Origin of the sequence: Campylobacter pinnipediorum subsp. caledonicus (assembly GCF_002022005.1) — a bacterium.
Taxonomy (GTDB): Bacteria; Campylobacterota; Campylobacteria; order Campylobacterales; family Campylobacteraceae; genus Campylobacter_A; species Campylobacter_A caledonicus.
On the sequence record NZ_CP017258.1, the window covers coordinates 18131 to 42714 of the forward strand.

Annotated in this window: 18 protein-coding genes and 2 pseudogenes; 19 read left to right on the forward strand and 1 reads right to left on the reverse strand. The window is 30.5% G+C overall.

Going from position 1 to position 24584, the window contains the following annotated elements:
* The first annotated feature begins 179 nt into the window (after nucleotides 1–179).
* The 4 genes from CPIN18021_RS00075 (at nucleotide 180) to rlmN (ending at nucleotide 6632) form a co-directional block, all read left to right on the forward strand.
* A complete protein-coding gene (locus CPIN18021_RS00075) occupies nucleotides 180–2591 on the forward strand; it encodes an autotransporter outer membrane beta-barrel domain-containing protein (protein ID WP_078424112.1) in 2412 nt (803 codons plus the stop codon).
* Nucleotides 2592–2801: 210 nt separating this feature from the next.
* Entirely contained in the window at nucleotides 2802–4580 is a 1779-nt protein-coding gene (locus CPIN18021_RS00080) for an autotransporter outer membrane beta-barrel domain-containing protein (protein WP_078424113.1), read from the forward strand.
* Between the two features lie 469 nt (nucleotides 4581–5049).
* Complete coding sequence (locus tag CPIN18021_RS00085; protein ID WP_078422623.1) at nucleotides 5050–5574, forward strand: purine-nucleoside phosphorylase; 525 nt, start codon at nucleotides 5050–5052, stop codon at nucleotides 5572–5574.
* Entirely contained in the window at nucleotides 5571–6632 is a 1062-nt protein-coding gene (gene rlmN, locus CPIN18021_RS00090; RefSeq protein WP_078422624.1) for a dual-specificity RNA methyltransferase RlmN, read from the forward strand. Before CPIN18021_RS00085 ends, rlmN begins: the two co-directional genes overlap by 4 nt.
* Nucleotides 6633–7169: 537 nt before the next feature.
* Here rlmN and CPIN18021_RS00095 read toward each other — a convergent pair.
* Nucleotides 7170–8084, reverse strand: coding sequence for an RluA family pseudouridine synthase (locus tag CPIN18021_RS00095; RefSeq protein ID WP_078424114.1), 915 nt, complete (start codon nucleotides 8082–8084; stop codon nucleotides 7170–7172).
* Nucleotides 8085–8221: 137 nt separating this feature from the next.
* On the opposite strand from CPIN18021_RS00095, the gene purB reads away from it, so the two are divergent.
* The 15 genes and pseudogenes from purB to CPIN18021_RS09075 all read left to right on the forward strand — a co-directional run bounded on the left by purB (nucleotide 8222) and on the right by CPIN18021_RS09075 (nucleotide 24568).
* The gene (gene purB, locus CPIN18021_RS00100) at nucleotides 8222–9550 is read left to right on the forward strand and encodes an adenylosuccinate lyase (protein ID WP_078424115.1); all 1329 of its coding nucleotides are present in this window, start codon (nucleotides 8222–8224) and stop codon (nucleotides 9548–9550) included.
* A gap of 1 nt (nucleotide 9551) precedes the next feature.
* Nucleotides 9552–10550 (forward strand): DNA cytosine methyltransferase, encoded by a 999-nt coding sequence (locus CPIN18021_RS00105; protein WP_078424116.1) that lies wholly within the window; start codon nucleotides 9552–9554, stop codon nucleotides 10548–10550.
* A 1-nt stretch (nucleotide 10551) separates the two neighbouring features.
* Nucleotides 10552–11310: an Eco47II family restriction endonuclease gene (locus tag CPIN18021_RS00110; protein WP_078422630.1), complete on the forward strand. Its 759-nt coding sequence runs from the start codon at nucleotides 10552–10554 to the stop codon at nucleotides 11308–11310.
* Between the two features lie 36 nt (nucleotides 11311–11346).
* Nucleotides 11347–13719, forward strand: coding sequence for a ribonucleoside-diphosphate reductase subunit alpha (locus CPIN18021_RS00115; protein WP_078424117.1), 2373 nt, complete (start codon nucleotides 11347–11349; stop codon nucleotides 13717–13719).
* A gap of 82 nt (nucleotides 13720–13801) precedes the next feature.
* Entirely contained in the window at nucleotides 13802–15403 is a 1602-nt protein-coding gene (locus CPIN18021_RS00120) for a phosphoethanolamine transferase (RefSeq protein ID WP_078424118.1), read from the forward strand.
* 120 nt (nucleotides 15404–15523) lie between these two features.
* Nucleotides 15524–15766, forward strand: a complete 243-nt coding sequence (locus CPIN18021_RS00125; RefSeq protein ID WP_226995981.1) for a diacylglycerol kinase — start codon at nucleotides 15524–15526, stop codon at nucleotides 15764–15766.
* Nucleotides 15767–15910: 144 nt separating this feature from the next.
* Nucleotides 15911–18151: pseudogene (locus tag CPIN18021_RS00130) on the forward strand (ribonucleoside triphosphate reductase); the annotation flags it as partial.
* Between the two features lie 42 nt (nucleotides 18152–18193).
* Nucleotides 18194–18802: an anaerobic ribonucleoside-triphosphate reductase activating protein gene (locus CPIN18021_RS00135; RefSeq protein WP_078422637.1), complete on the forward strand. Its 609-nt coding sequence runs from the start codon at nucleotides 18194–18196 to the stop codon at nucleotides 18800–18802.
* An 82-nt stretch (nucleotides 18803–18884) separates the two neighbouring features.
* Nucleotides 18885–19889, forward strand: coding sequence for a metal ABC transporter solute-binding protein, Zn/Mn family (locus CPIN18021_RS00140; RefSeq protein WP_078424120.1), 1005 nt, complete (start codon nucleotides 18885–18887; stop codon nucleotides 19887–19889).
* Complete coding sequence (locus CPIN18021_RS00145; RefSeq protein WP_078424121.1) at nucleotides 19886–21331, forward strand: HoxN/HupN/NixA family nickel/cobalt transporter; 1446 nt, start codon at nucleotides 19886–19888, stop codon at nucleotides 21329–21331. Before CPIN18021_RS00140 ends, CPIN18021_RS00145 begins: the two co-directional genes overlap by 4 nt.
* A 2-nt stretch (nucleotides 21332–21333) precedes the next feature.
* Complete coding sequence (locus tag CPIN18021_RS00150; RefSeq protein ID WP_078424856.1) at nucleotides 21334–22083, forward strand: metal ABC transporter ATP-binding protein; 750 nt, start codon at nucleotides 21334–21336, stop codon at nucleotides 22081–22083.
* Nucleotides 22076–22873, forward strand: coding sequence for a metal ABC transporter permease (locus tag CPIN18021_RS00155; RefSeq protein WP_078422642.1), 798 nt, complete (start codon nucleotides 22076–22078; stop codon nucleotides 22871–22873). Before CPIN18021_RS00150 ends, CPIN18021_RS00155 begins: the two co-directional genes overlap by 8 nt.
* Before the next feature lie 342 nt (nucleotides 22874–23215).
* Nucleotides 23216–24142, forward strand: a pseudogene (locus CPIN18021_RS00160) (catalase).
* A complete protein-coding gene (locus CPIN18021_RS09070) occupies nucleotides 24135–24356 on the forward strand; it encodes a hypothetical protein (RefSeq protein WP_236844864.1) in 222 nt (73 codons plus the stop codon). Before CPIN18021_RS00160 ends, CPIN18021_RS09070 begins: the two are co-directional and overlap by 8 nt.
* 8 nt (nucleotides 24357–24364) lie before the next feature.
* On the forward strand, nucleotides 24365–24568 hold the full coding sequence (locus CPIN18021_RS09075; RefSeq protein ID WP_236844865.1) for a hypothetical protein: 204 nt from the start codon (nucleotides 24365–24367) through the stop codon (nucleotides 24566–24568).
* Nucleotides 24569–24584: the final 16 nt, after the last annotated feature.

Here is a 24584-nt window from a genome sequence, read left to right on the forward strand (position 1 = left end):
ACCACAACTCTAACCAAGGGTTGTGGTTATCACACAATACATAAACAACACTAATCTTATAAAACATACAAATTTATATCAAATATTTAGCTTATTTTAATAGGGGGGGGGTAAAATATAGTTTTTATATCTATAAATGCATATTAAATATAGATATAATTTATATAAAAGGAGAAAAAATGAAAATTTCAAAGATTGCATGTAGCACATTATTAGGTGCTATTATCGCTACAGGTGCTTTTGCTGCTGATGATGATCATACTGCTAATAAAGAAAGAGCTGCATACGATGCTCAAAAGCAAAAATTAGATAAAGCTCAAAAAGCAGAAGAAGTATTTAAAACTGAACTACAAAATCTTAAACAATATATAGGTGATCTTAAAAACTATGATCCAGATAATCATAATACTGGTAATTTACCTAAGATACATGAATTAATGGAAAAAATTCATAACGCTAGAGTTAAGATAAGAGGTCAGATAAGCGAAGATAATATTATGTATGAAAAAAACAAGGATTATATAGAATATGAAGATGGTAAGGGTAATAAAGTTACCCTTAAACAATATGGAGGAGTAAAGATTAAGATAAATAATGAAGAAAAGAATTTTGCTTTAGATAAAGAGGTTAATAATAAAGCAGGAGTGGAAGATTATAAAACTTTTTTTGCCGACAGTAATAAACAAATCGTACTTGGTCTTATAGACGGTTTTATCAAAAAATTCCATGAAGCTGTTGAAGCAAGAGAAGATAAGGTTGTTGAAAGAGAAAAGGACTATATTTATGAGCTTACTGTTGATGCAGATAAGTATTCTAAGCAAGATATGGATGCTATCAACTCAATATCCAAAGATTTGATTAGAGAGATTAAAGAAACTTCAGATGCTTTAGGTACTAACCATAAGTTTACTTTATACAAAGATAATGGTGCAGATAATAAAAAAGATGTAGTTATAACTATCAAAAATGCAGAGCATGCAAAAGCACTTTCTGATGCCATAGATACATTAAAAACACCTAATGGCAAAAAAATAGAAGAAGTAAGAGCTGCAGCCAAAGTTCTTATGAATGCTGGAGTGAAGCTAAAAGCAGGACAAGATCTTAGCAAGATTACTGATACTAAACAAGTAAAAGATGCTTTAGATATAAAAGAGTTTGATATAGTTTATAATAGTAAATTTAATAGTGATAAAAAAGTAAAAGAAGCTGTGCAAGCCCTTACACTAAGAGATCAATTATTTAATTTTAATGAAGATAGTTCAATGACTTCTTATTTTGAGACACAAATGGGTGAAAAAAAAGAAGAATTAAAAAAAGCTCTTGAAGAAAAAAAAGAAGAAGAAGTAAAAAAAGCACAACAAGCATTTGAAGAAGCTGAAAAAACATTTTATGATAGTGTGTCTTTAAGAGCTAATACCCTTATAGAAAATCCTAAAAACTCTCTATCATCAGCAGCTAAAGATATAATTTCTAGTATGAATGATAAAAATCTTCTTAAAAACAAGATAATACATCAAAACATGGTATCATTGATAAAAAATTCTTTAGTATCTTTCGTTAAAGCCAACGAAACCTCAATCCAATCAGCAACAAACGAAATAGGTAAAGTATCTAATCTAGATATGGTTAATTTTAGTAATCAACTATCAACACAAACAAGACTTGCTAAACTAAGCAATCCATTCAATGAAGACTTAGCATTAGCATCTGCTATAAATAAACTAAGCAATGATAAATTTGCTGATAATGGTGATAGTGTATCATCTGTAATAAAATCATATACAGATAGATTTAACAATGATAACAATATATGGGCAAATGTTATAGGTGCAAAAGGTAAAGTAAAAGATAGTTCTAATCCAGAACTACATGGCTTTAGTATAGGTTATGATAGAGCATTTGATAACACAATAGTAGGTGGATATATGACTCTTGCTAAATCAAAAGCTGATTCTAGCCTAATCAACACAAAAGCAAGCAACTATCAATTTGGTCTATATGGTAGAACATATATAGACAATAGTGAAATAGATACAAGAGTATCATTTGGTAAAGCTAAAAACAAAATTGATAGATATGTAAAAAGCAATGGTAATGTATTAACTCAAAACGGTAAATATGATACAACATATACATCATTAGCAGTTGATTATGGTTATGTTATAGATCTAAGCGATAGCTTGTTTATGAAACCATTAGTAGGATTAGATTATTCTCACTCTAAATCAAAAGCTTTCAAAGAAAGTGGAGATCTAGCATTATCATTTAATGGTGTTACTTCAAAATCTTTAAATGCTAAACTAGGTTTAGAATTTAGAAAATATGTAGACAATGGAAACTACCTATATATAACTCCAGGATTTGAAGCAGAAGTATACAAAGATGTAAAAGATCCTGTAGCTAGATTTATAGGTTCAAACAAAGACATCAAACTAAAAGCAGATGATAAAAAAGGAAGATTTGTTACACTTAAAACAGGTGCAGAATTAAAACTAACAGATGCTTTATCTACAAACGTAAACTTTGGCGTAAAAGCTAAATCAAAACAACAATACTTTGATGGAACTGTAGGACTTAAATACAAGTTCTAAGAACACAACTAAACTACAAACCACAACTCTAACCAAGGGTTGTGGTTATCACACAATACATAAACAACACTAATCTTATAAAACATTATAAAACATACAAATTTATACCAAATATTTATCTTATTTTAATATGGGGGGGGGGTAAAATATAGTTTTTATATCTATAAATGCATATTAAATATAGATATAATCTATATAAAAGGAGAAAAAATGAAAATTTCAAAGATTGCATGTAGCACATTATTAGGTGCTATTATCGCTACAGGTGCTTTTGCCGAAAATGAAAAGAAGCAAGATTATCTTACTATAAAAGATGCAAAAGATAATATTGTTAAAGAGGTTAAAGCTTTTAAAGATAGTTTATCAAAAGTTACTGATTTTTATTTAAAACATTATGATTCTAAAAAACCAATCGATGTTCCATCACTTAAAGAACTACATAGCCATGTTGCCAAATTAGCTGAATATTTTGATGTGATCAAAAACAACAGTAATCAAAAAGATGTTTTTATACCTAAAAATGGTAAAGATACCTGCAAAGATAACACAAACGATTGTCTTTTTGCTATTGATGTCAAAAAAAATGAAGTTTATCTTGATGGTGAAAAAATAGCTGAGTTAGAGGGAAATAGGATAGTATTTAAAGGTGGTGATGATAAACCGTTAGGAAAATACAAGAAAACCAATAAACCATTAGATGAGTCTTCATATTTAAAACTACAAGATTTTATAAACAAAGAAGTAAAAAAAATTGCAGATAAGTATGCAGAAGAAGCTTTAAAAAAAGATAATTTTAAAGATGCAGATAAAAAGCTTTTAACTGAAGCTATAGTAACAGCTAATGAATTAAATAACAATGAAGCTCAAACAGTATCATCTTTATTAAATGTTAAAGATGATAAAAAACTTTCTGGTATTATAGAAGAAGACTATGATGCTGAAGATATAGCTATGTTAGGTAAAGTGTTAAACAAATCTTTAGAAGATATTACCAGTGGCTTTAACAATATCGATACTATAGATGCTATAATATCAAATACTGGATTGGCTACAAACTCAAGACTTGCTAAACTAAGCAATCCATTAAATGATGATTTAGCTTTAGCTTATGCTATAAAAAATCTAAGTGATAATAAATTTGCAGATAATGCAGATACTCTTTCAAGTGTAGTAAAAGAGTATACAAATAGATTTAACTATGACAGTAACCTATGGGGAAATATCATGGGTGGTAAAGCTAAATTAAAATCTCAAGCAAATACAAATACCTATGGATTTATGCTAGGTTATGATAAAGCATTTGATAATATGATAATTGGTGGATATGCTGGATATACTAATGCTAAATCATCAAGCAATACACTAACAACCAAATCAGATAACTACCACTTTGGTGCTTATACTAGAATGTATATTGATCAAAACGAAATAGATGCTAAAGTATCTTATGGTAAAGGTAAAAACAAACTAGATAGAAAAGTAATTATAGATCCAGACTTTGATGCTAATGGTAAATATGATACTAAATTCTTTGATGCAAGTATTGATTATGGTCATATATTTGATACAAACAACAACTCTTTTATGAAACCAATGATTGGTTTAGAATATAGCCATGTAAGTACTAAAGGCTTTAAAGAAACTGGTAAAGTTCCTGTAAGCTTTAAAGGAACTACTGTAAAAACACTATCAGCTAAAGCAGCAGTAGAGTTTAGAAAATACATAGCAAACGGTAACTTCTTATACATAACTCCAGGTATACAAAAAGAGTTACGTAAAAGTATGAAAGATACAGAGCTAGCATTTGTAAACTCAACAGAAAATATCAAATATGCATCTAAAAAAGATAAGCATACATTCTTTACACTTAAAACAGGTGCAGAGATGAAACTAACTGATAATCTATCTACAAATATAAACTTTGGCGTAAAAGCTAAATCAGAATCAAAATACTACAATGGAACTGTAGGACTTTCTTATAAGTTTTAATGTCTAGATAAACTATAACAACCACTGATTTATGTTGGTGGTTGTTATTTAAACCTCACTATAAAAACAAAATTATCCATCAAAAATACAACGATCTCTGAATTAAAATATACAGCAAAAATGACTTTATAAATTTATGAAATTTAGTAGTTTTATTTTTGTTAGTAGTTTGTAGCTGTTAGTGATTTGTTATGTTATCAGCTAACTAACAACTATAAAAATTTGTTTGTTAGCTTTTATTAAAATTCTATGTTTTGATTTATTAAGTTTGTAAGGAAAGCTTTTAATATTTAGATACCTATAATATTTCAAGACTTTTAAATTCTCATTATGATAATATAAGTATAAAATGATTATATATGAAATTTGGTATTTTAGAATTTGATTTTTAATGTTTTAGAAATCAAATAATGTTAGTAGTTTTTGCATCAATGGTATTTAAAATAAAGACAATAATAGGAGTTAGAATTTGATAATTTGTGCTGGTAAGAGTGAGAGTTTTGCATTTGCAAGGTCTATCGGAGTAGGGCTTGTTGATGCGAGTATAAATTTAAGTGAGATTTGTATCAAAGAAAAACCAAATGAACTTTTGTTTGTAGGCTCTTGTGGTATTTATAAAAATGGTCAAATTTTTGATATCTTTGAAAGTAAAAACGGAACAAACATAGAAATATCATCTCTTGAAAATAACTCTTATACGCCTTTTGAACAAAAGATTATTAATGATGTTTCTTGTGAAACATTGATAAATTCATCAACATTCATAACGACAAATCAAACCCTAGCATATAAAATGTCTGATATGGGATGTGATATAGAAAATATGGAGTTTTACTCTGTTTTAGCTGTGGCTAAGAAGTTTGATATACCTGCAAATGGTATATTTGTTGCTACAAATTTTTGCAACGATAATGCACATAGTGATTTTATAAAAAATCATAAAAAAGCAAAAGAAATTTTAGAAAAATATTTAATAGAAAAAGGATTGATTTGAATAATTTACTTGATTATACTCTAAATGAACTTGAAGAGATGGTAAGTCCAAAATTTAGAGCGAAACAGATTTTTGAATGGATATATAAAAAGACAGTTGATACCTTTGATGATATGTCTAGTTTGCCTAAACAGATGAGAGAGGAGCTGTCAAAAATTTATCATTTCAATCCTCTTAAGTGCATAAAAGCAGAACAAAGTAGCGATAAGAGTATCAAATATCTTTTTGAAGCTTTAGATGGGTCTAGGATAGAGAGTGTGCTTTTGCCTATGAAAGAAGAGCAGGTTGATGAAAATGGTAAAATTTCAAAACATGCTAGATATACTATCTGTGTAAGCTCTCAGGTTGGCTGTCGTATGGGTTGCTCTTTTTGTCTAACTGCAAAGGGTGGACTTAAAAGAAATCTAACTCCGGGAGAGATAGTAGGGCAGATACTTTGGATAAAAAAACAAAACAATATACCTTATGAAAGAAGGGTAAATATAGTCTATATGGGTATGGGCGAACCACTTGATAATCTTGAAAATGTATCCAAAGCTGTTAAAATTTTGCAAGAAAATGATGGACTAGCTATCGCACCAAGACGCCAGACTATATCAACGAGCGGTCTTTCAAATCAGATAAAAAAACTTGGTGATTTAAATCTAGGTGTTTTACTTGCTATATCACTTCATGCTGTTACGGATGAGCTTAGAACAAAGCTTATGCCTGTAAATAAAGCGTATAATATCCAAACCGTTATGCAAGCTGTGAGAGAATTTCCTGTTGATATGAGAAAGAAAGTTTTGTTTGAATATCTTGTTATAAAAAATGTAAATGATAGTATAAAAGATGCTAAGACCTTGGTTAAGTTACTTGATGGTATAAGAGCAAAGGTGAATTTGATATATTTTAATCCGCATGAGGGAAGTGTATATCAACGACCAGATGTGAAGGATATGATAAAATTTCAAGACTATTTGAGCGCAAAAGGGGTTACTTGCACCATAAGACAAAGCAAAGGGCTTGATATATCTGCAGCCTGTGGACAACTAAAACAGAGAAATGAAAACAAATGACAACACTTGATATATTTCAGATAGTTTTTATTTGTATTGTGGTTTGTATCGGGATTGGTATGTTTGTTAAATTTGCATTTTTTGATGATGATAAAAATAGCTAATTTATCATAACTAACACTAACATTTTAATATCAAGCTTGTTAGTGTTGGTAGCTTTTATTATTTAATTTATACGTGTTTGTGTTAGATAAATTTTGTTATAATAATATCGCCTTAAACTCAAATCATATTTACTAACATAAAAAATAAAAAGTGTTAGCTTTGGTTTTTTAAACCAGCAAGATAGTTATAAATTCATTTTAATTACTTTTTTATTTAGTATGCATATGAAAATTTAGATGAAACAATACATATAAATTTATATATACCCATAAGCTTTTACTATGTTATTTATAACCATTGTTTGTAAAATTTACATATGAGTTACAAGAAGAACTTAGTTCGTTTGATTTATTTTTTAAATTTATAGCTATATTTTTGTAGTCTGTTTTAATATATCTTTTTATTTTATGATAGCATTGTGCTATATGTCTTTTAAGATTTATATTTATATGCTAGTTTGTAAAACTCATCATAAGCATTAAAATTACTTTTTATGTTGTATTCTTTTTCATTAAATATAAAGGACAATGAGTTTGAATGTAGCAACAATCTACTTGCACCAGTTAGTACTAGTCTTTCTTGTTTTGGCATTTTTTTATCTAAAATTTCTATTATTTTATCTTTTGTAATTCCATAAAGTGGATCTCCTAATATACTATGTTGCACGTGAAACAAATGCACTCTTATCTGGTGTTGTCTTCCAGTGAATGGTGTAGCTTCTAGCAAGGTAGCATCTATATCATCAAAATATTTTATAACCCTAAATCCAGTCAAAGCATCTTTTCCATTATCTGAAATTTCCATTCGCATTTTTACATCATCGTAGTTGTTGGCAAGTCCTATTTTTGCATTTACACTAAAATCTTCTTTTATAAAACCTTTTGCTAATGCAAGATATGTCTTTTTTACCTTTCGTTGTTCAAATAGCTTTTTTAACTCTATCTGTGAGTTTTTGTTTAGCGCAACTACTATAAGCCCACTTGTTTCAAAATCTAGTCTATGTGCAACACAAGCATTTTTACCATACAGATGCCAAATTTCATCATTTAAAGAATAAAGACAATTTCTTCCATTTGGATGACTTAAAACCCCGCTAGGTTTATCAAATACTACAAAATCATCACATTCAAATATCGGTTTTAGACCTTTTGGATTTGGCTCATAATCAATCAAATAAACATCTCCATTTAAGATGGCATTTTTTTCTTTTATGACATTTTTATCACAGATAAGTCTACCTTTGTCTATAAGTCGTTGAGCTTCTCTCATACTAAAGCCTTTGTCTATCATTATCTCATAGGCTTTTTGTGAATTTGCTTTGGTTAGAAATTTATTTATGTATGGCAAATTAACCTTTCTTTATAAGTTTATAGTCTTTAAAAATTTAAGTTCAAATTAAACCAATTATAACCACTATTTCAGGGCAATTTTTGTATAATTTTTTTATTAAAATTATACAAAAAAACTCATAAAGGTCTTATAATATGGTAGAACGATATTCGCGTAAAGAGATGGCTGATAAGTGGAGTATGCAAGCGAAATATGACGCTTGGCTTAAAGTAGAACTTGCAGCTGTAAAGTCTTGGAATAAGTTAGGATTCATTAGTGATGATGACTGCGAAAAGATATTAAAAAACGCTAAATTTGACATATCAAGAATAGATGAAATAGAAAAAACAACAAAGCACGATGTTATAGCATTTTTAACAAGTGTTAGTGAGAGTCTTGGAGGTGAGAGCAGGTTTGTTCATTTTGGAATGACAAGTAGCGACTGTATAGATACAGCTGTTGCTTTGCAGATAAAAGATAGCTTAGAGCTTATCATAAGAGATGTGAATGAATTACTTTCGGCACTTAAAACAAGAGCTTTGGAGCATAAGAAAACTTTAATGGTGGGAAGAAGTCACGGAATACACGGTGAACCTATAACATTTGGTTTGGTTTTGGCGATTTGGTTTGATGAGATAAAAAGAGCCTTAGAGCTTTTAGAACATTCTAAAAAGGTTATTAGTGTTGGTATGATAAGTGGTGCTATGGGAAATTTTTCACATGCTCCGCTTGAACTAGAAGAATTAGTCTGTGATGAGCTTGATTTATCACCAGCTCCGGCTTCAAACCAAGTAATCCAAAGAGATAGATATGCGCAGGTTATGAATGCCATTGCAATCCTTGCTTCAAGCTGTGAAAAGATAGCAGTTGCTGTAAGACACTATCAAAGAACTGAAGTTTATGAGGCTGAAGAGTATTTTAGTCCCGGTCAAAAGGGAAGTTCTGCTATGCCACATAAAAGAAATCCAGTTCTTAGTGAAAATATAACAGGACTTTGTAGAGTTCTTAGATCTTATGCTATCCCAGCTATGGAAAATGTTGCACTTTGGCACGAAAGAGATATAAGTCATAGCTCTGTTGAGAGATTTATGCTACCTGATTCATTTATAACGGCTGATTTTATGCTTCATAGACTTACAAATTTGATTAAGAATTTAGTTGTCTATCCTGAAAATATGATGAAAAATCTAAACTTAACTGGTGGCTTAGTGTTTTCTCAAAGAGTTTTACTTGAACTTCCTAAGTGTGGTGTTAGTCGTGAAGATGCTTATAAGATAGTTCAAAGAAATGCGATGAAGGTGTGGGCTGATTTACAACAAAATAGACCAGCCATAAACGAAAATGGCGAAAGCTTGTTTTTACAAAATTTATTAAATGATGAAGACTTAAACAAATCTCTTACTCAAGATGATATAAGAAGTTGTTTTGAGTATGGATACTATACTAAAAATGTAGATAGAATTTTTAATAGAGTTTTTAGATAGTATGACAAGTATAGAGCTTTTTGCTGGAGCTGGTGGGCTTGCTTTAGGGCTTGAAATGGCAGGCTTTGAACATATAGGCTTAGTTGAGTTTGATAAATCAGCAGCTAATACATTATCTACAAATAGACCTAATTGGAATGTTATTTGCGAAGATATAAAAGAAGTGGCAAAAAGGGATTTGGAAAAAGAATTTGGAATAAAAAGTAGACAATTAGACCTTTTATCCGGTGGTGCACCTTGTCAAAGTTTTAGCTATGCTGGTAAAAGATTAGGCTTAAACGATATAAGAGGAACTATGTTTTATCATTATGCAGAATTCTTAAATCGTTTACAGCCTAAAATGTTTTTATTTGAAAATGTAAAAGGACTTTTGACACACGATAAAGGAAATACATTTAAGGTTATTTCTGATATTTTTGAAGAACAAGGATATAAGATAAAATACAAAGTTCTTAATGCATGGGATTATGGAGTAGCTCAAAAAAGAGAAAGACTTATTGTAATAGGAGTAAGAAAAGATTTAGAGAACCTTAAATTTAATTTTCCTATGCCACACGAATATAAACCAGTGTTAAAAGATATACTTAAAGATCTTCCCAAAAGTGAATGTGCTAGCTATTCGGAGAAAAAAGCAAAGATATTTTCTCTTGTCCCAGCTGGCGGATATTGGAGAGATATACCGGAAGATTTGGCTAAAGATTATATGAAATCTTGTTGGAATATGGGTGGTGGGAGAACCGGAATACTAAGAAGATTGAGCTTAGATGAACCATCCTTGACAATTTTAACAACACCGCAAATGAAGCAAACAGAACGATGCCATCCAATAGAAGTAAGACCATTTAGTGTTAGAGAAAATGCTAGAATACAAAGTTTTCCTGATGATTGGGTTTTTACCGGCTCAATTGTTGCAAAATATAAACAAATTGGGAATGCTGTGCCTGTAAATTTGGCTAAAGAAATAGGCCTTGAAATATCACAAACATTAAACAAGGTATAAAATGAACGAATATATACTTGAATTTATTAGCGAGAATGATTTTGAAAGACATTTAGAACAAACGATAAAAGAATATAATCAGGTTCTTAAGTCTGTTAATTTAAAAAAATTCAATAGCAACATTATCGATCCTATAAAATTATTATTTGATAAAAATGTATTTAATAAGTCTTATGAAGATATTATAAGGCTTGAAATACAAAGACAAAGAGATAAGTCAAATAATAATATTATTGGTTATTTCCATCAGAATATTTTTAAATATTTTAACTGTTGCGAGGTGCCAGAAGAGTATTGGGATGTAATATATAAACCTAACTGTGGTGATACATACTATGTTGAAATAAAGAATAAACATAACACTATGAATAGTTCATCTAGTGCTAAAACTTATATGAAATTTCAAAATCATTTATTAACTAGTGATGATAGGGGCAATAGTATATGTGCATTAGTTGAGATTATAGCAAAAGAAAGTCAAGATAAAGAATGGGTTATTGCTATTGATAAATCAAAACAAAATCCAAATGCAAGATTAAGACGAATTTCAATTGATAAGTTTTATGAGATAGTTACAGGAGATAAAGAGGCATTTAAAAAATTATGCATTCAATTACCTATAACTATTGAAAAAATAATAAGCGAACAAGAAACTCTACAAGCTCAAGAAGATACAGTAATTGAGGAGCTATTAGAGATAGATAAGAATACACTAATGGCTTTATATAAATTAGCGTTTAAAACCTATGAAGGTTTTTAAAACCAAAGAAACAAATAAAATATTTTAAGGTGAGAAATGAAAGTAATAAAAAGAAACGGAAGAACAGAAGAGCTTGATATATCAAAGATTAAAAAATATACAACAGAAGCGATTGAAGGTCTTGATAATGTAAGTCTTAGTGAACTTGAGGTTGATGCAAAAATTCAGTTTCGTGATATGATAAGTACCGAAGAAATTCAACAAACTCTTATAAAAACAGCTGTTGAAAAGATAGATATAGATCGTCCAAATTGGACTTTTGTTGCTGCTAGACTTTTTTTGTATGATTTGTATCATAAAGTAACCGGATATAACGGCTATAATCATTTAAGAGAATATTTAGAAAAAGGCGAAAAAATAGGTCGTATTATCCCAGGTCTAAAAGAAAAATATGATCTTGATGATCTTGATGATTATATACAACCAAAAAGAGATTTACAGTTTACATATCTTGGTATAAAAACACTTTACGATAGATATCTTATAAAAGATCAAAAAGGTGAACCTATAGAGTTGCCACAGCATATGTTTATGGTTATAGCCATGTTTTTGGCTCAAAATGAGCTTGACTCTCAGAGCTGGGCAAAGAAATTTTATGATCTTATAAGTAAATTCGAGGTTATGCTTGCTACTCCTACTTTATCTAATGCAAGAACACAAAGACATCAGCTAAGCTCTTGTTACATAGGTAGCACCCCTGATAATATAGAAGGAATTTTTGATAGTTACAAAGAGATGGCATTGTTATCTAAATTTGGTGGTGGTATAGGCTGGGACTGGAGCAAGGTTAGAGCTATGGGCGGCAGCATAGATGGACATAAAAATGCAGCAGGCGGTATCATTCCATTTTTAAAAGTTACAAATGATATAGCGGTAGCTGTTGATCAGCTTGGCACAAGAAAAGGCGCTATAGCTGTTTATATAGAGCCTTGGCATATGGATGTTGGGGATTTTATAGATCTTCGCAAAAACTCAGGAGAAGAACGCCGTAGAGCACACGAGCTTTTTCCAGCTTTGTGGATAAACGATCTTTTTATGAAGCGTCTTAAAAACAACGAAAGATGGACTCTTTTCGATCCGGCGCAAGTTAGCGATCTTTGTGATCTTTATGGCGAAGAGTTTGAAAAACGCTATATAGAGTATGAAAATGATGAAAGCATACAAAAAAATACAGTTATGGCAAAAGAGTTGTGGAAAAAAATTCTTACTAATTATTTTGAGACTGGTATGCCATTTTTGGGATTTAAGGATAATGCAAACAGAACAAACCCAAATAACCACGATGGCATCATAAGAAGTTCAAACCTATGTACCGAAATTTTTCAAAACACAGATCCAAATTATTATAAGATAAAAATCACTTTTGAAAATGGTGATATTGAGCTTTATGATGAAGAGGATGAAGTAAAAATAGATACAGGTATAGTCAAAAAAGCAAAAAAATTATCAGCACTTGATAGTATAAATAAAAGACAAATTTTTATAGTAGAAAAAGAAAATATAGAGGGCAAAACAGCTGTTTGTAATCTAGCAAGTATAAATCTAAGCAAGATAAACACAAAAGAAGATATACAAAGAGTAGTGCCTATAGCTGTAAGAATGCTAGATAATGTAATAGATCTAAATTTCTATCCACATAAAAAGGTAAAACAGACAAATCTTCATACAAGAGCGATAGGGCTTGGTGTTATGGGAGAGGCTGAAATGCTAGCTACAAAAGGTGTAAGTTGGGGTAGTTACGAACATCTTAGCCTTATAGATAGTGTTATGGAAAACATAAGCTATAATGCTATTTATGCTAGTTCAAATTTAGCAGTTGAAAAGGGCATTTATCCTAGCTATGATGGATCAAAATGGAGCAAGGGTATATTTCCTATAGACTCAGCAAGTGAAAAAGCAAAAGCACTTGTTGATAGAGGTGGGTTGTTTGATGATGATACTTGTGACTGGGATAAGCTTAGAAAAAAAGTAAAAGAAGATGGTATGAGAAATGGCTATCTTATGGCTATTGCACCTACTTCAAGTATAAGTATACTAGTGGGAACCACTCAGACAATAGAGCCTGTTTATAAGCGTAAGTGGTTTGAACACAATTTAAGCGGAATGATACCAACTGTTGTACCAAATCTAAACACAGATACTTGGCAATACTACACACCAGCTTATGAACTAGATCAAAGAGTTATTATAAAGGCTGGTGCTATTAGACAAAAATGGATAGATCAAGGTCAAAGCCTAAATATATTTATAAGCTTAGATAAGGCTAGTGGTGGATATCTAAGTGAAATTTATACTCTTGCTTGGGAGCTAGGACTAAAATCAACATATTATCTAAGAAGTGAAAGTCCTGATAGTGAAAAAGTAAATAATGTAGCCGATAGATCTATCGAATGTCAAGGCTGTCAGTAATTATGAGTATTTTTATATATTAAGATATCTACAAAAATAAAAAGATAAATAATTAATAAAGTTTATATTTTAAGGATTTAATTTGAAGCTCACGCAAAATAAGTTAATTACTTTAGTAAGTATATTTTTTGTTATATTTTACAATACTACATTTTTAAAAAATGTAGTAGAGGTGTATAAATTTAGTGGTATTGATTTATTTTATTTATTTATGGCAGCATTTACATTAACAAGTTTTTTGATAGTTTTTTTCACATTATTATCATCCAGATATACAACTAAGCCCATTTTGATTATAACTTTATTTGTATCATCTTTTAGTGCCTATTTTATAGATACTTATCATATAGTTATAGATACACAAATGATACAAAATATAGTTCAAACAAATTTAAATGAGTCATTTGATCTTTTTTCTTTAAAACTATTGTTATATATAGTTTTTCTTGGTTTTTTACCATCGTGTTTTGTTTATAAAGTTGATATTGAGTATATGGCTTTCAAAAAAGAGTTATTCTTAAAATTTAAATTTTTAGGTATATTTTTTATATTGACAGTAGTGATTGTTTTGATTTTTAGTAGATTTTATACATCTTTTTTTAGAGAACATAAACCGCTTAGATATAGTATAAATCCTGTTTATTGGATATATAGCACAGGAAAATATGTTTCTAACTTGATTAATTCAGCAGATGTGGTTGTTAAGCCTATTGCAGAAGATGTAAAAATAAATAAAATACAAAATCAAGTCCCGAAACTTGTTATAGTAGTTGTTGGCGAAGCAGCTAGAGCAGATAGGTTTTCATTGAATGGCTATACAAAAAATACAAATCCTTTATTGTCAAAAGAAGATGTTTATAATTTTTCAAATGCTTTTTCTTGCGGAACTTCCACAGCCTATTCTGTGCCTTGTATGTTTTCCGTTTATAATAGAGATGATTATAGTCAGAAAAAAGCTAATTCAACAGAAAATGTTTTAGATATATTATTAAGAACAAATGAAGTTAATATATTGTGGAGAGATAATAATTCTGATTCAAAAGGTGTTGCTATAAGAACTAATTATGAAGATTATAAAACCCCAAAAAACAATACCATTTGTGAAGGCTCTGAATGTAGAGATGAAGGAATGCTTGTCGGACTCGATAAGTTTATAGACAAAAACAAAAACAAAGATATCCTTATAGTGTTACATCAAATGGGAAATCACGGTCCGGCATACTATAAAAGATATCCTAAATCATTTGAAGTTTTTAAGCCTGTTTGTTTGACAAATCAGTTTGAAAAATGCACTCAAGAAGAGATAAACAATGCCTATGATAACGCTATTTTATATACTGATTATTTTCTTTCAAAGGTTATAAAATTTTTAAAAAGTTATTCGAGTACCTATGATACTGCTATGCTCTATGCAAGTGATCACGGAGAAAGCTTGGGTGAAAATGGAATTTACTTACATGGTTTACCGTATTTTATGGCACCTGAAAATCAAAAACATATTGGTTTTATGATGTGGTTTGGAGATAGTTATTTAAACAAATATATAGATAAAGAAAAATTGATTTCTTATACTAAAAACGAAGTCTCACATAATAATTTTTTCCATACTATTTTAGGCTTGTTTAATGTTGAAACAAAGGTATACAAACCAAATTTAGACATTTTGCAAAATGCTAGAAAATAATTACAAAAAGGCAATATATGAGAAATCAACCAAAATACAATTTTTTAAAAATACTACATATGCTCTAAAATGGCTTAAAGATATGATAACTTCAGAAAGTTCTTTTAAGATAGAGATTATATGTATAATTTTGTTATTACCATTGTTATTTTTGTGGATACAGGCCTTACAAACAAAATTTTGATGTTTATGAGCCTTATTATTATCTTCATAGCAGGAGCTATAAATAGTGCTATAGAAAGATTTGTAGATTTTGTAACCTTAGAATATAATGAGCTAGCAGGAAAGGCAAAAGATGTTGAAAGTTCTATAGTTTTTAAGCATTTTTCTTTGTGTTACGGTATGGTTTATTGTGTTATTTAATATTTTTGCTTGATTTTTATGAATTATTTTAAGTGTAAATTAAAAAGTACTTTATTTATTATTTTTTTGATAAATAATATCAATTTGCTTAAACTTTAAGCTTTTTTTCTATATACTCCAAAGGAATTTTATATAGGGTGGGATATGAAACAAGTTGTAAAAAGAGATGGAAGTAAACAGGATTTTCAAGCATATAAAATTGTTGATGCTATAAAAAAAGCATTTGAAAGTGAAAATTTAGATTATGATGAAAATGTATTTACAAATGTTGTTCAAAGTATCTTTCAAAAACAAAATATAGCTACCGTTGAGGATATACAAGACACTATAGAAAAAGAGCTTTTTAATACTGGTTATTTTAATGTCCTAAAGAGCTTTATGCTTTATAGGCACACTCATAAAATGCAAAGAGAGCAAATTCTTGGACTCAATAAAGATACAACTTATATAAACTCAACCCAAACTATAAATGAATACATAAACAAATCAGACTGGAGGATTAGTGCTAACTCAAATACAAGCTATTCAAATGCAGGTCTTATAAACAATACAGCCGGTAAGGTTATAGCAAATTTTTGGCTTGATAGCGTGTATAGCAAAGAGGAGGGCATAGCTCATAGAAATGGTGATTATCATATACACGATCTTGATTGTTTAACCGGATATTGTGCTGGTTGGAGCCTTAGAGCCTTACTTAATGAAGGCTTTAATGGTGTTAGGGGTAGGGTTGAAAGCAAAGCGCCTAGACATTTTAGACAAGCACTCTCTCAAATGGCAAATTTTTTAGGCATACTTCAAAGTGAATGGGCTGGAGCTCAAGCTTTTTCTAGTTTTGACACATACCTTGCTCCTTATATTTTTAAAGATAAATTAAGTGATTTGCAGATAAAAAAGGCTATAACTAGTTTTATTTTTAATCTAAATGTTCCAGCCAGATGGGGACAAAGTCCATTTACAAATGTTACTATAGATATATCTTGTCCTGATGATTTAAAAGAGCAAATTCCAACGATAAATGATGAGCATATTTTTAAACACACAGATGACTTTGAGCTTTTGAAAGAGGCTAAAAAAAGAGGTCGCAATAGTCTTATTGATATGACATATAAAGATTTTGAGCCTGAAATGCACAGAATAGTGAAGATTTTTTATGAGGTTTTAACGGCTGGAGATAAATGCTCACAACCTTTCACATTCCCTATACCTACGGTAAATTTAACAGAGGATTTTAACTGGGATAGCGAAGTTGCTGATGTTTTGTTTGAAAATACGGCAAAAATGGGGTCTAGTTATTTTCAAAATTTCATAGGTAGTCAATATATTATTGATGAAAATGGAAATAAAATACCAAATGAAAAGGCATACAAGCCGGGTGCTGTTAGGTCTATGTGCTGTAGATTGCAGCTTGATTTAAGAGAGCTTTTAAAGCGTGGTGGTGGTCTTTTTGGTAGTGCCGAGATGACTGGAAGTATAGGTGTTGTTACTATAAATCTAGCAAGACTTGGTTATGAGTTTAAAAATGATAAAAAAGCGCTTTATGATAGGCTTATATATCTTTTAGAGTTAGCAAAGTCAACTCTTGAAAAAAAGAGAAAATTTATACAAGAGATGTATGATAGAGGTCTTTATCCATACACAGCTAGATATCTTAAACATTTCAATAATCATTTTAGTACTATTGGTATAAATGGTGCAAATGAGATGATTAGAAATTTTACAGATGACAAAGAAGATATTTCTACCGATTTTGGTAAGGAATTTGCACTTGAAATGATAGAATTTTTAAGAGATAAGATAAAATCTTTTCAAGAAGAAACAGGAAATTTATATAACCTTGAAGCAACACCGGCAGAAGGAACTACTTATAGATTTGCAAAAGAAGACAAAAAAAGATTTAAAGACATCATACAAGCTGGAAGCGGAGATAATATATACTATACAAACTCTACTCAGTTACCTGCTGATTTTGGAGATGATCCTTTTGAAGCACTTGATTATCAAGATGAACTCCAATCAAGTTATACAGGAGGAACCGTATTTCATCTATATATGAAAGAAAAGATAAGTGATACCCAAACTTGTAAAAAACTTGTAAAAAATATAGTCCAAAACTATAAACTTCCGTATATTACCATAACACCTGTGTTTAGTGTTTGTGAAAAGCATGGTTATATAGCAGGGGAACATGAGTTTTGTCCTATATGTGATCAAGAGTTACTTAACAAATATAAAGGAGCGTAAATGCAAGAATTTCCACAAGAATTGCAATCAAAAAGAACAAGATGTGTTGTATATACAAGAGTTATGGGGTATCATAGACCAGTTGAAAGCTTTAACCTTGGTAAAAAAGGTGAACATAGAGAGAGAGTTAAATTTAAACAAGAATGTGATTTTAAATCTTATAAAAATATTTAAACCAATATCAATATGGGTATTTTTAAAATAACACCATTTAATTTAACTGATTATGCTGGCAAGATAGCTTGTGTTGTTTGGTTCTGTGGTTGCAACATGAGGTGTCAGTATTGCTACAATACGGAGATAGTTTTAGGTGAGCCTTATATAAGCGATGAGGATTTTTGCAAATTTTTGGATTCTCGCAAAAATAAACTAGATGCTGTTGTGTTTAGCGGTGGGGAATGCACTCTTACAAAATCTTTTTTGAAACTTGCAAAAGAGGTTAAAAAAAGAGGTTTTTTGCTTAAAGTTGATACAAATGGAACAAATTTAAAAATCCTAAAAGAAGCCATCCAGCTTGGGCTTATAGACTATATAGCTCTTGATTTTAAATCCTTAAAAGAAAAATTTAAAGATATTACAAACTCAAATTTATATGATGAGTTTATGAAAACTTTAAAATACCTAATAAGCATAAATTTTGACTTTGAAGTTAGAACAACCGTGCATAACTCCCTTTTAAGTAGTGATGATATCCATTCTATGTATAAATTGTTAAAAGAAGAGGGTTATAATAACGAATATTTTTTACAAAATTTCTTAGATACTGGCGAAAATTTTGGAAATTTAAAAGCTTGAGTACTTTTAATTTTTAAGTAGCAACTTAGTTGCATTTTGTTAAACTCTATGACTTTTATTTTTAAAATCAAAGGAGATTTTTATGAAAAAAACACTTTTATTCGCGATCGTTGCCGCTACCGCTCTTTTTGGTAAGCCACTTGTAAGCACATCTATCTTACCTACAAAATATTTTGTAGAACAAATAGCTGGAGATACTTTAGATGTTAATGCTATGGTTGAAAAAGGATCAGATCCTCATACTTATGAGCCAAAACCACAACAGATGAAAGAGCTTGAAAAAAGCGATTTGTATTTTGCTGTTGGTATAGAGTTTGAGGACACTTGGCTTAATAAATTTAAAAAAGCCTACCCAAATTTAAACATAATCCATACAGATAAAGGTATAGAAAAGATAAAAATGGCAGCACATCATCACCACGATGATGATGATGACCATGATGAACATCACTACCACGAAGGAGATCATCACGACGAAGATCACGATGGCGATCATCATGACAAAGACCATGATGATAACCATGATCATGCCCACGATAAAGACCATCACGATCATGATGATAACCATCATGCACAAGCACATCATCACCATCATGGCGAACTTGACCCACATATCTGGCTTGATCCGATGCTTGTTAAAGAACAAACAAAAACAATAGCACAAGCTTTAATTGAAAAATTCCCAGAAAATAAAAAACTTTATGAGGAAAATTTAGATAAATTTACAAAAAGACTTGATGAGTTGGATAAATATATAGAAAAAACATTAAAACCTTTTGAAGATTCTATGTTTATAGTTTATCATCCATCTTGGGGATATTTTGCAAAAAGATATGACTTAAAACAACTTCCTATTGAGATAGAAGGTAAAGAGCCAAAACCAGCTGAACTTGCTGAGCTTATAGAAGAGGCAAAAGAGCATAATATAAAAGTTATCTTTGTAGCACCTCAATTTTCTCAAAAAACAGCTAAAATCATAGCAAAACAAACAGGTTCAAAAGTTGTTGAGATAGATCAGTTGCCTCTTGAATGGGAAAAAGAGATGAAAAAAACAGCTGAAGTCTTTGCCAAAAGTCTTAAAAATTGAAAAATTTTTTTTTAGTTATTATCCTTAGCGTTAATACATTTGCGTGTGCGTTGTGTGCTTTATATAGCCCTACCGCACACGTAACCACTAAATTTCATACAACAAATGATAACATAGATAGTGTAAAACTTATCTGGACATTTTCTGAAAATTTTTCAAATTTGATGCTTCAAACATATGACACAAATTCAGATAAACACTTTGACAAAAGTGAATTGCAGGTTGTTCTTAGATCTCTTTTAGACTATCTTGTTCCAAATGGATTTTTAACTAAAATATCGCATTACAAAGGCGATGAAGATGCAAAAGATATCTTGCTTAAAGTAAAAGATTATAATATATTTTTTGACAAAGGGCGGCTGAGATTTGAAGTTGAGTTTTTGTTGAGGATAAAAATAGAACAAAACCTTGTTATACCTATAGAAATTTTTGACAAAAATGAGTATTTTTATTTTACTTTTATGGATGAAAAATCATACGAAATATCGCCTAGTTATTGGGTTGTTCAAAACATAAATGCAAACATAAATTTCTTTAAAATAGTAAAAAAAGAGGTCGCAAAGCAAGATGATGCCAAACCAAAGTTAAAAGATGTGGCAAGTTTGCAAGAAAAAGAGCCTGATTATTCTTATATAGATGAGATTGATGCCAAGAAATTTGACTCTTTATCAAAGGTAAGTCTTGGATTTTTAGATAGACTAAAGCAAATTTTTAAAGACAATCAACAAAATCCAACTATATTTTCAACATTTTTGATACTGTTTTTTTCTTTTATTTATGGCTTTTTGCACGCTGCTGGTCCAGGACATGCTAAGCTTTTAACAGGAAGCTATTTTGCTGCAAATGGAGGAAGTTATCTTAAAGCTTTTAACTTTTCTATAAAAGTTGGTGTTATGCATGTTTTGGGAGCTTTTGTCTTGGTTGGAACTACATTTTTGACACTTAGTAAGATAGACTTAATACTTTCTAGAGAATTATCAAGAATTTCAACATTAATTTGTGGCATTGTGATAGCAATGATAGCTATTTATATGCTATATACAAAACTTAAAAAAACAAAACCAAAATATACTTGGAATACACACGAAAGTGGTTGTGGTTGCACATCTTGTACGAGCATAAATCTAAGCAAAAATAGCACATATAAGGACTGGGTTATAGCGGCTTCATCTGCCTTGATACCTTGTCCGGGTGTTATTTTGGTGTTTATACTTGCTTTTGAGCTTGGAAGTTATTTTACGGGTATACTAAGCGGTATTTTTATGGCTCTTGGAATGAGCGTTGTTATATTTTTAGCAGCCGTTTTTGGTCAAAAAATAAATAATAACTCTATATCAAAGATAAGAAATTTTAAACCATATATAGAGATTATTGCGATTTTTATAATGTTAGTTCTAGGAATTTTTATGATTTTTATTTCATTAAAAAGTAGTATATTTTGAATATGATCGAATTAAAAAATGTTAGTTTTAGCTATGACGATACAAATTTTGTTTTAAAAGATATTGACTTAAATGTAAATATTGATGATTTTTTAGTTATCATAGGGCCAAATGGTGGTGGCAAAAGCACACTTTTAAAGCTTATGCTAGGACTTTTAGAACCACAAAGCGGAAGCATAAAGGTATTTGATAAATCCCCAAAAAGTATAAGCAATGCCATAGGTTATGTTCCTCAAAGCTTTATACACAATCAAAATTTTCCTATAACCGTTATAGAAGTAGTATTAATGGGACTTATAGATAAAAAAATGTTTGGTTTTTATACAAAAGATCAAAAACAACAAGCCCTAAATGCCCTTAAAATGGTAGATATGCAAGAATACGCAAATTCTCGTATAGATAAGCTTAGTGGTGGACAAAGACAAAGGGTTTACATAGCAAGGGCGTTATGTACAAAAAGCAAGATTTTAATGCTTGATGAGCCAACGGCTAGTGTTGATACAAAAACACAAGCAGAAATATACTCTTTGCTAAAACATATAAATGCACAAGGCGTAGCCATAGTGCTTATAAGCCACGATGCAAACATAGCCCTTAGTTTTGCCACAAAAGTAGCCTATGTGAGTAAAAATTTACACTTACATAACATTACCCCGGATTTAAATAAACAAGAATTTATAGCTCATCTTGCCAAAAATCACAATCACTTTTGCGATGTAGAGCTTGCTTTAAAGGAGTGTGGTTGTGATTGAAATTTTACATCTTGATTTTATGCAAAATGCACTTTTGGCTGGTTTGTTAGTTAGTATAGCTTGTGGAGTGGTAGGCTCTTTGGTTGTTATAAATCGTATGGGCTTTATAGCAGGCGGTATAGCACACGGTGCTTATGGTGGCATAGGTATAGCATTTTTTTTCTCATTTGAGCCACTTCTTGGGGCTAGTACATTTTCACTTTTGTTAGCCCTTATTATCGCTAAAATAACATTCATAGACAAAAACAAGATAGACTCTATCATAGGTGCTATTTGGGCTTTTGGAATGGCACTTGGTATCATTTTGATAGATCTTACACCTGGATACAATGTAGATCTTATGAGCTATCTTTTTGGCTCTATACTAGCTGTTAGTGATACTGATTTGGTGTTTATGCTTATACTAAACTCTATATTTATACTCTTAGTTTCTACTCTTTATCGCCAGTTTGTGGCTATTAGCTTTGATATGGAGTTTGCAAAACTTCGTGGTGTAAATGTAAAACTTTTATATTATATTATGGTTTGTATGATGGCACTTTGTGTGGTTGCTACTATTAGAGTAGTGGGGCTTATACTTGTTATAGCTCTTATTAGCATACCATCTATAATAGCAAGTGGATTTGCAAAAAGACTTGGTTCGATGATGGTTTTATCATCAATCATAGCATCTGTTTTTTGCATCATAGGCTTGATATTAAGCTTTGAGTTTGATCTTACAAGTGGAGCTAGTATCATACTTGTAGCTTCTGTATTCTTTTTTATATTTTGTTTTAGATTTAAAAAATAAATATTTTATCTCTTAAACTTGTAAAAAGTAAAAACAATAATTATTTTATCTATATTTCAAATGTGGATGGACAGTTTCAAAAAGCTGGGTTTAGTGAAGATAAAATTCATGAATGCCATGGAAGCATCCACTACTAGCAGGGTATACATAGTTATACGAATCTTAAAAATATATTAAGCAACATATAAAATTTAAAAATTTTTAGATTTAAGTAAAAATTTAATTCTAAAAGAATATATTTATGAAATAATAAAGATTATTAATAATGAAACAATTAACTACGACTTTTGGAAATCCAATAGCTGATAACCAAAACTAACAGCTGGCAGTAGGGGAGGCATAATGCTACAAGACTATCAGCTTATAGAAAAACTAGCCCATCAAAACAGAGAAAGAATCCCCGAAAGAACAGTTCATGCAAATGGTAGTGCGGCTTATGGAGTGCTTGAGATAACAGAAGATATCTCACAATACACAAAGGCAAAGGTTTTACAAAAGGCGAAAAGACAAAGTTACTTTTGAGATTTTCAACAGTTGCAGGCGAGGCTGGTGCCGGCTGATGCCGAAAGAGATGTTCGTGGATTTGCACTTAAATTTTATACAAAAGAGGGTAACTGGGGCTTAGTAGGCAACAACACTCCGGTATTTTTCTTAAAAGACTCTTATAAATTCCCTGATTTTATCCATACTCAAAAGAGAAATCCAAGAACACATATGCGTTCAGCACAGGCAGCTTGGGACTTTTGGAGCTTAAGCCTTGAAACACTTCATCAAGTTACTATACTAATGAGTGATAGGGGTATTCCGGCAAGTTATAGACAAATGCACGGATTTGCTAGCCATACATATAGCCTTATAAATAAAGACAGACAAAGAGTTTGGGTTAAGCTTCACTTTAAATCAAGACAAGGCATTAAAAACTTAACTAACAAAGAAGCTAATGAGATAATAGCAAATGATAGAGAAAGCCATCAAAAAGATCTATATGAAAATATAGAAGAAGGCAACTTCCCAAGCTGGGATTTTAAAATCCAAGTAATGACAGAGGAGCAAGCTAAAAAGCTTTCTTATAGTCCATTTGACTTGACTAAGGTTTGGTCTCATAAGGATTTTCCACTTATCAAAGTTGGTGTAATGACTCTAAATGAAAATCCAAATAATTACTTCAATGAAGTAGAACAAGCGGCATTTGGCCCTTTAAAGTGCAGCTTAAAGAAATCGCCCTATAAACGAAGTAGGTACTTATACTGTTGGTGGTGCTATGAATAATGGCACATATGAGATAGAACAAAATGCTTACTATGAGCCAAATAGCTATGGTGACGCACAGGAAAATAAAGAATTTCTTGAGCCTGATTTGGCACTTGAGGGTCTTATAAAAAGGTATGATCATAGAGAGCTAGATGATGATTGCTACTCACAGCCAAGAGATTTATTTAATCTTATGAACGATTCACAAAAAGAGCAACTTTTAACAATATAACTGAAAGTATGGCTGGCGTGAGCGATAAAGTTATAAATAGAGCTTTAGGACATTTTGAAAAAATATCAAGTGATTATGCTAATGGTGTTAGAAAAGCTTTAAAAAAAATAGGCTATAAAGTTAAGCAAGACAAGGTGCTTGGCTTTATCTTGTGTAAAAAATTCTCTTTAAAATTGCAAAAAATTATAAAAACAATTCCCTCTAAAGTATAAAAGAGGGAATTTTATT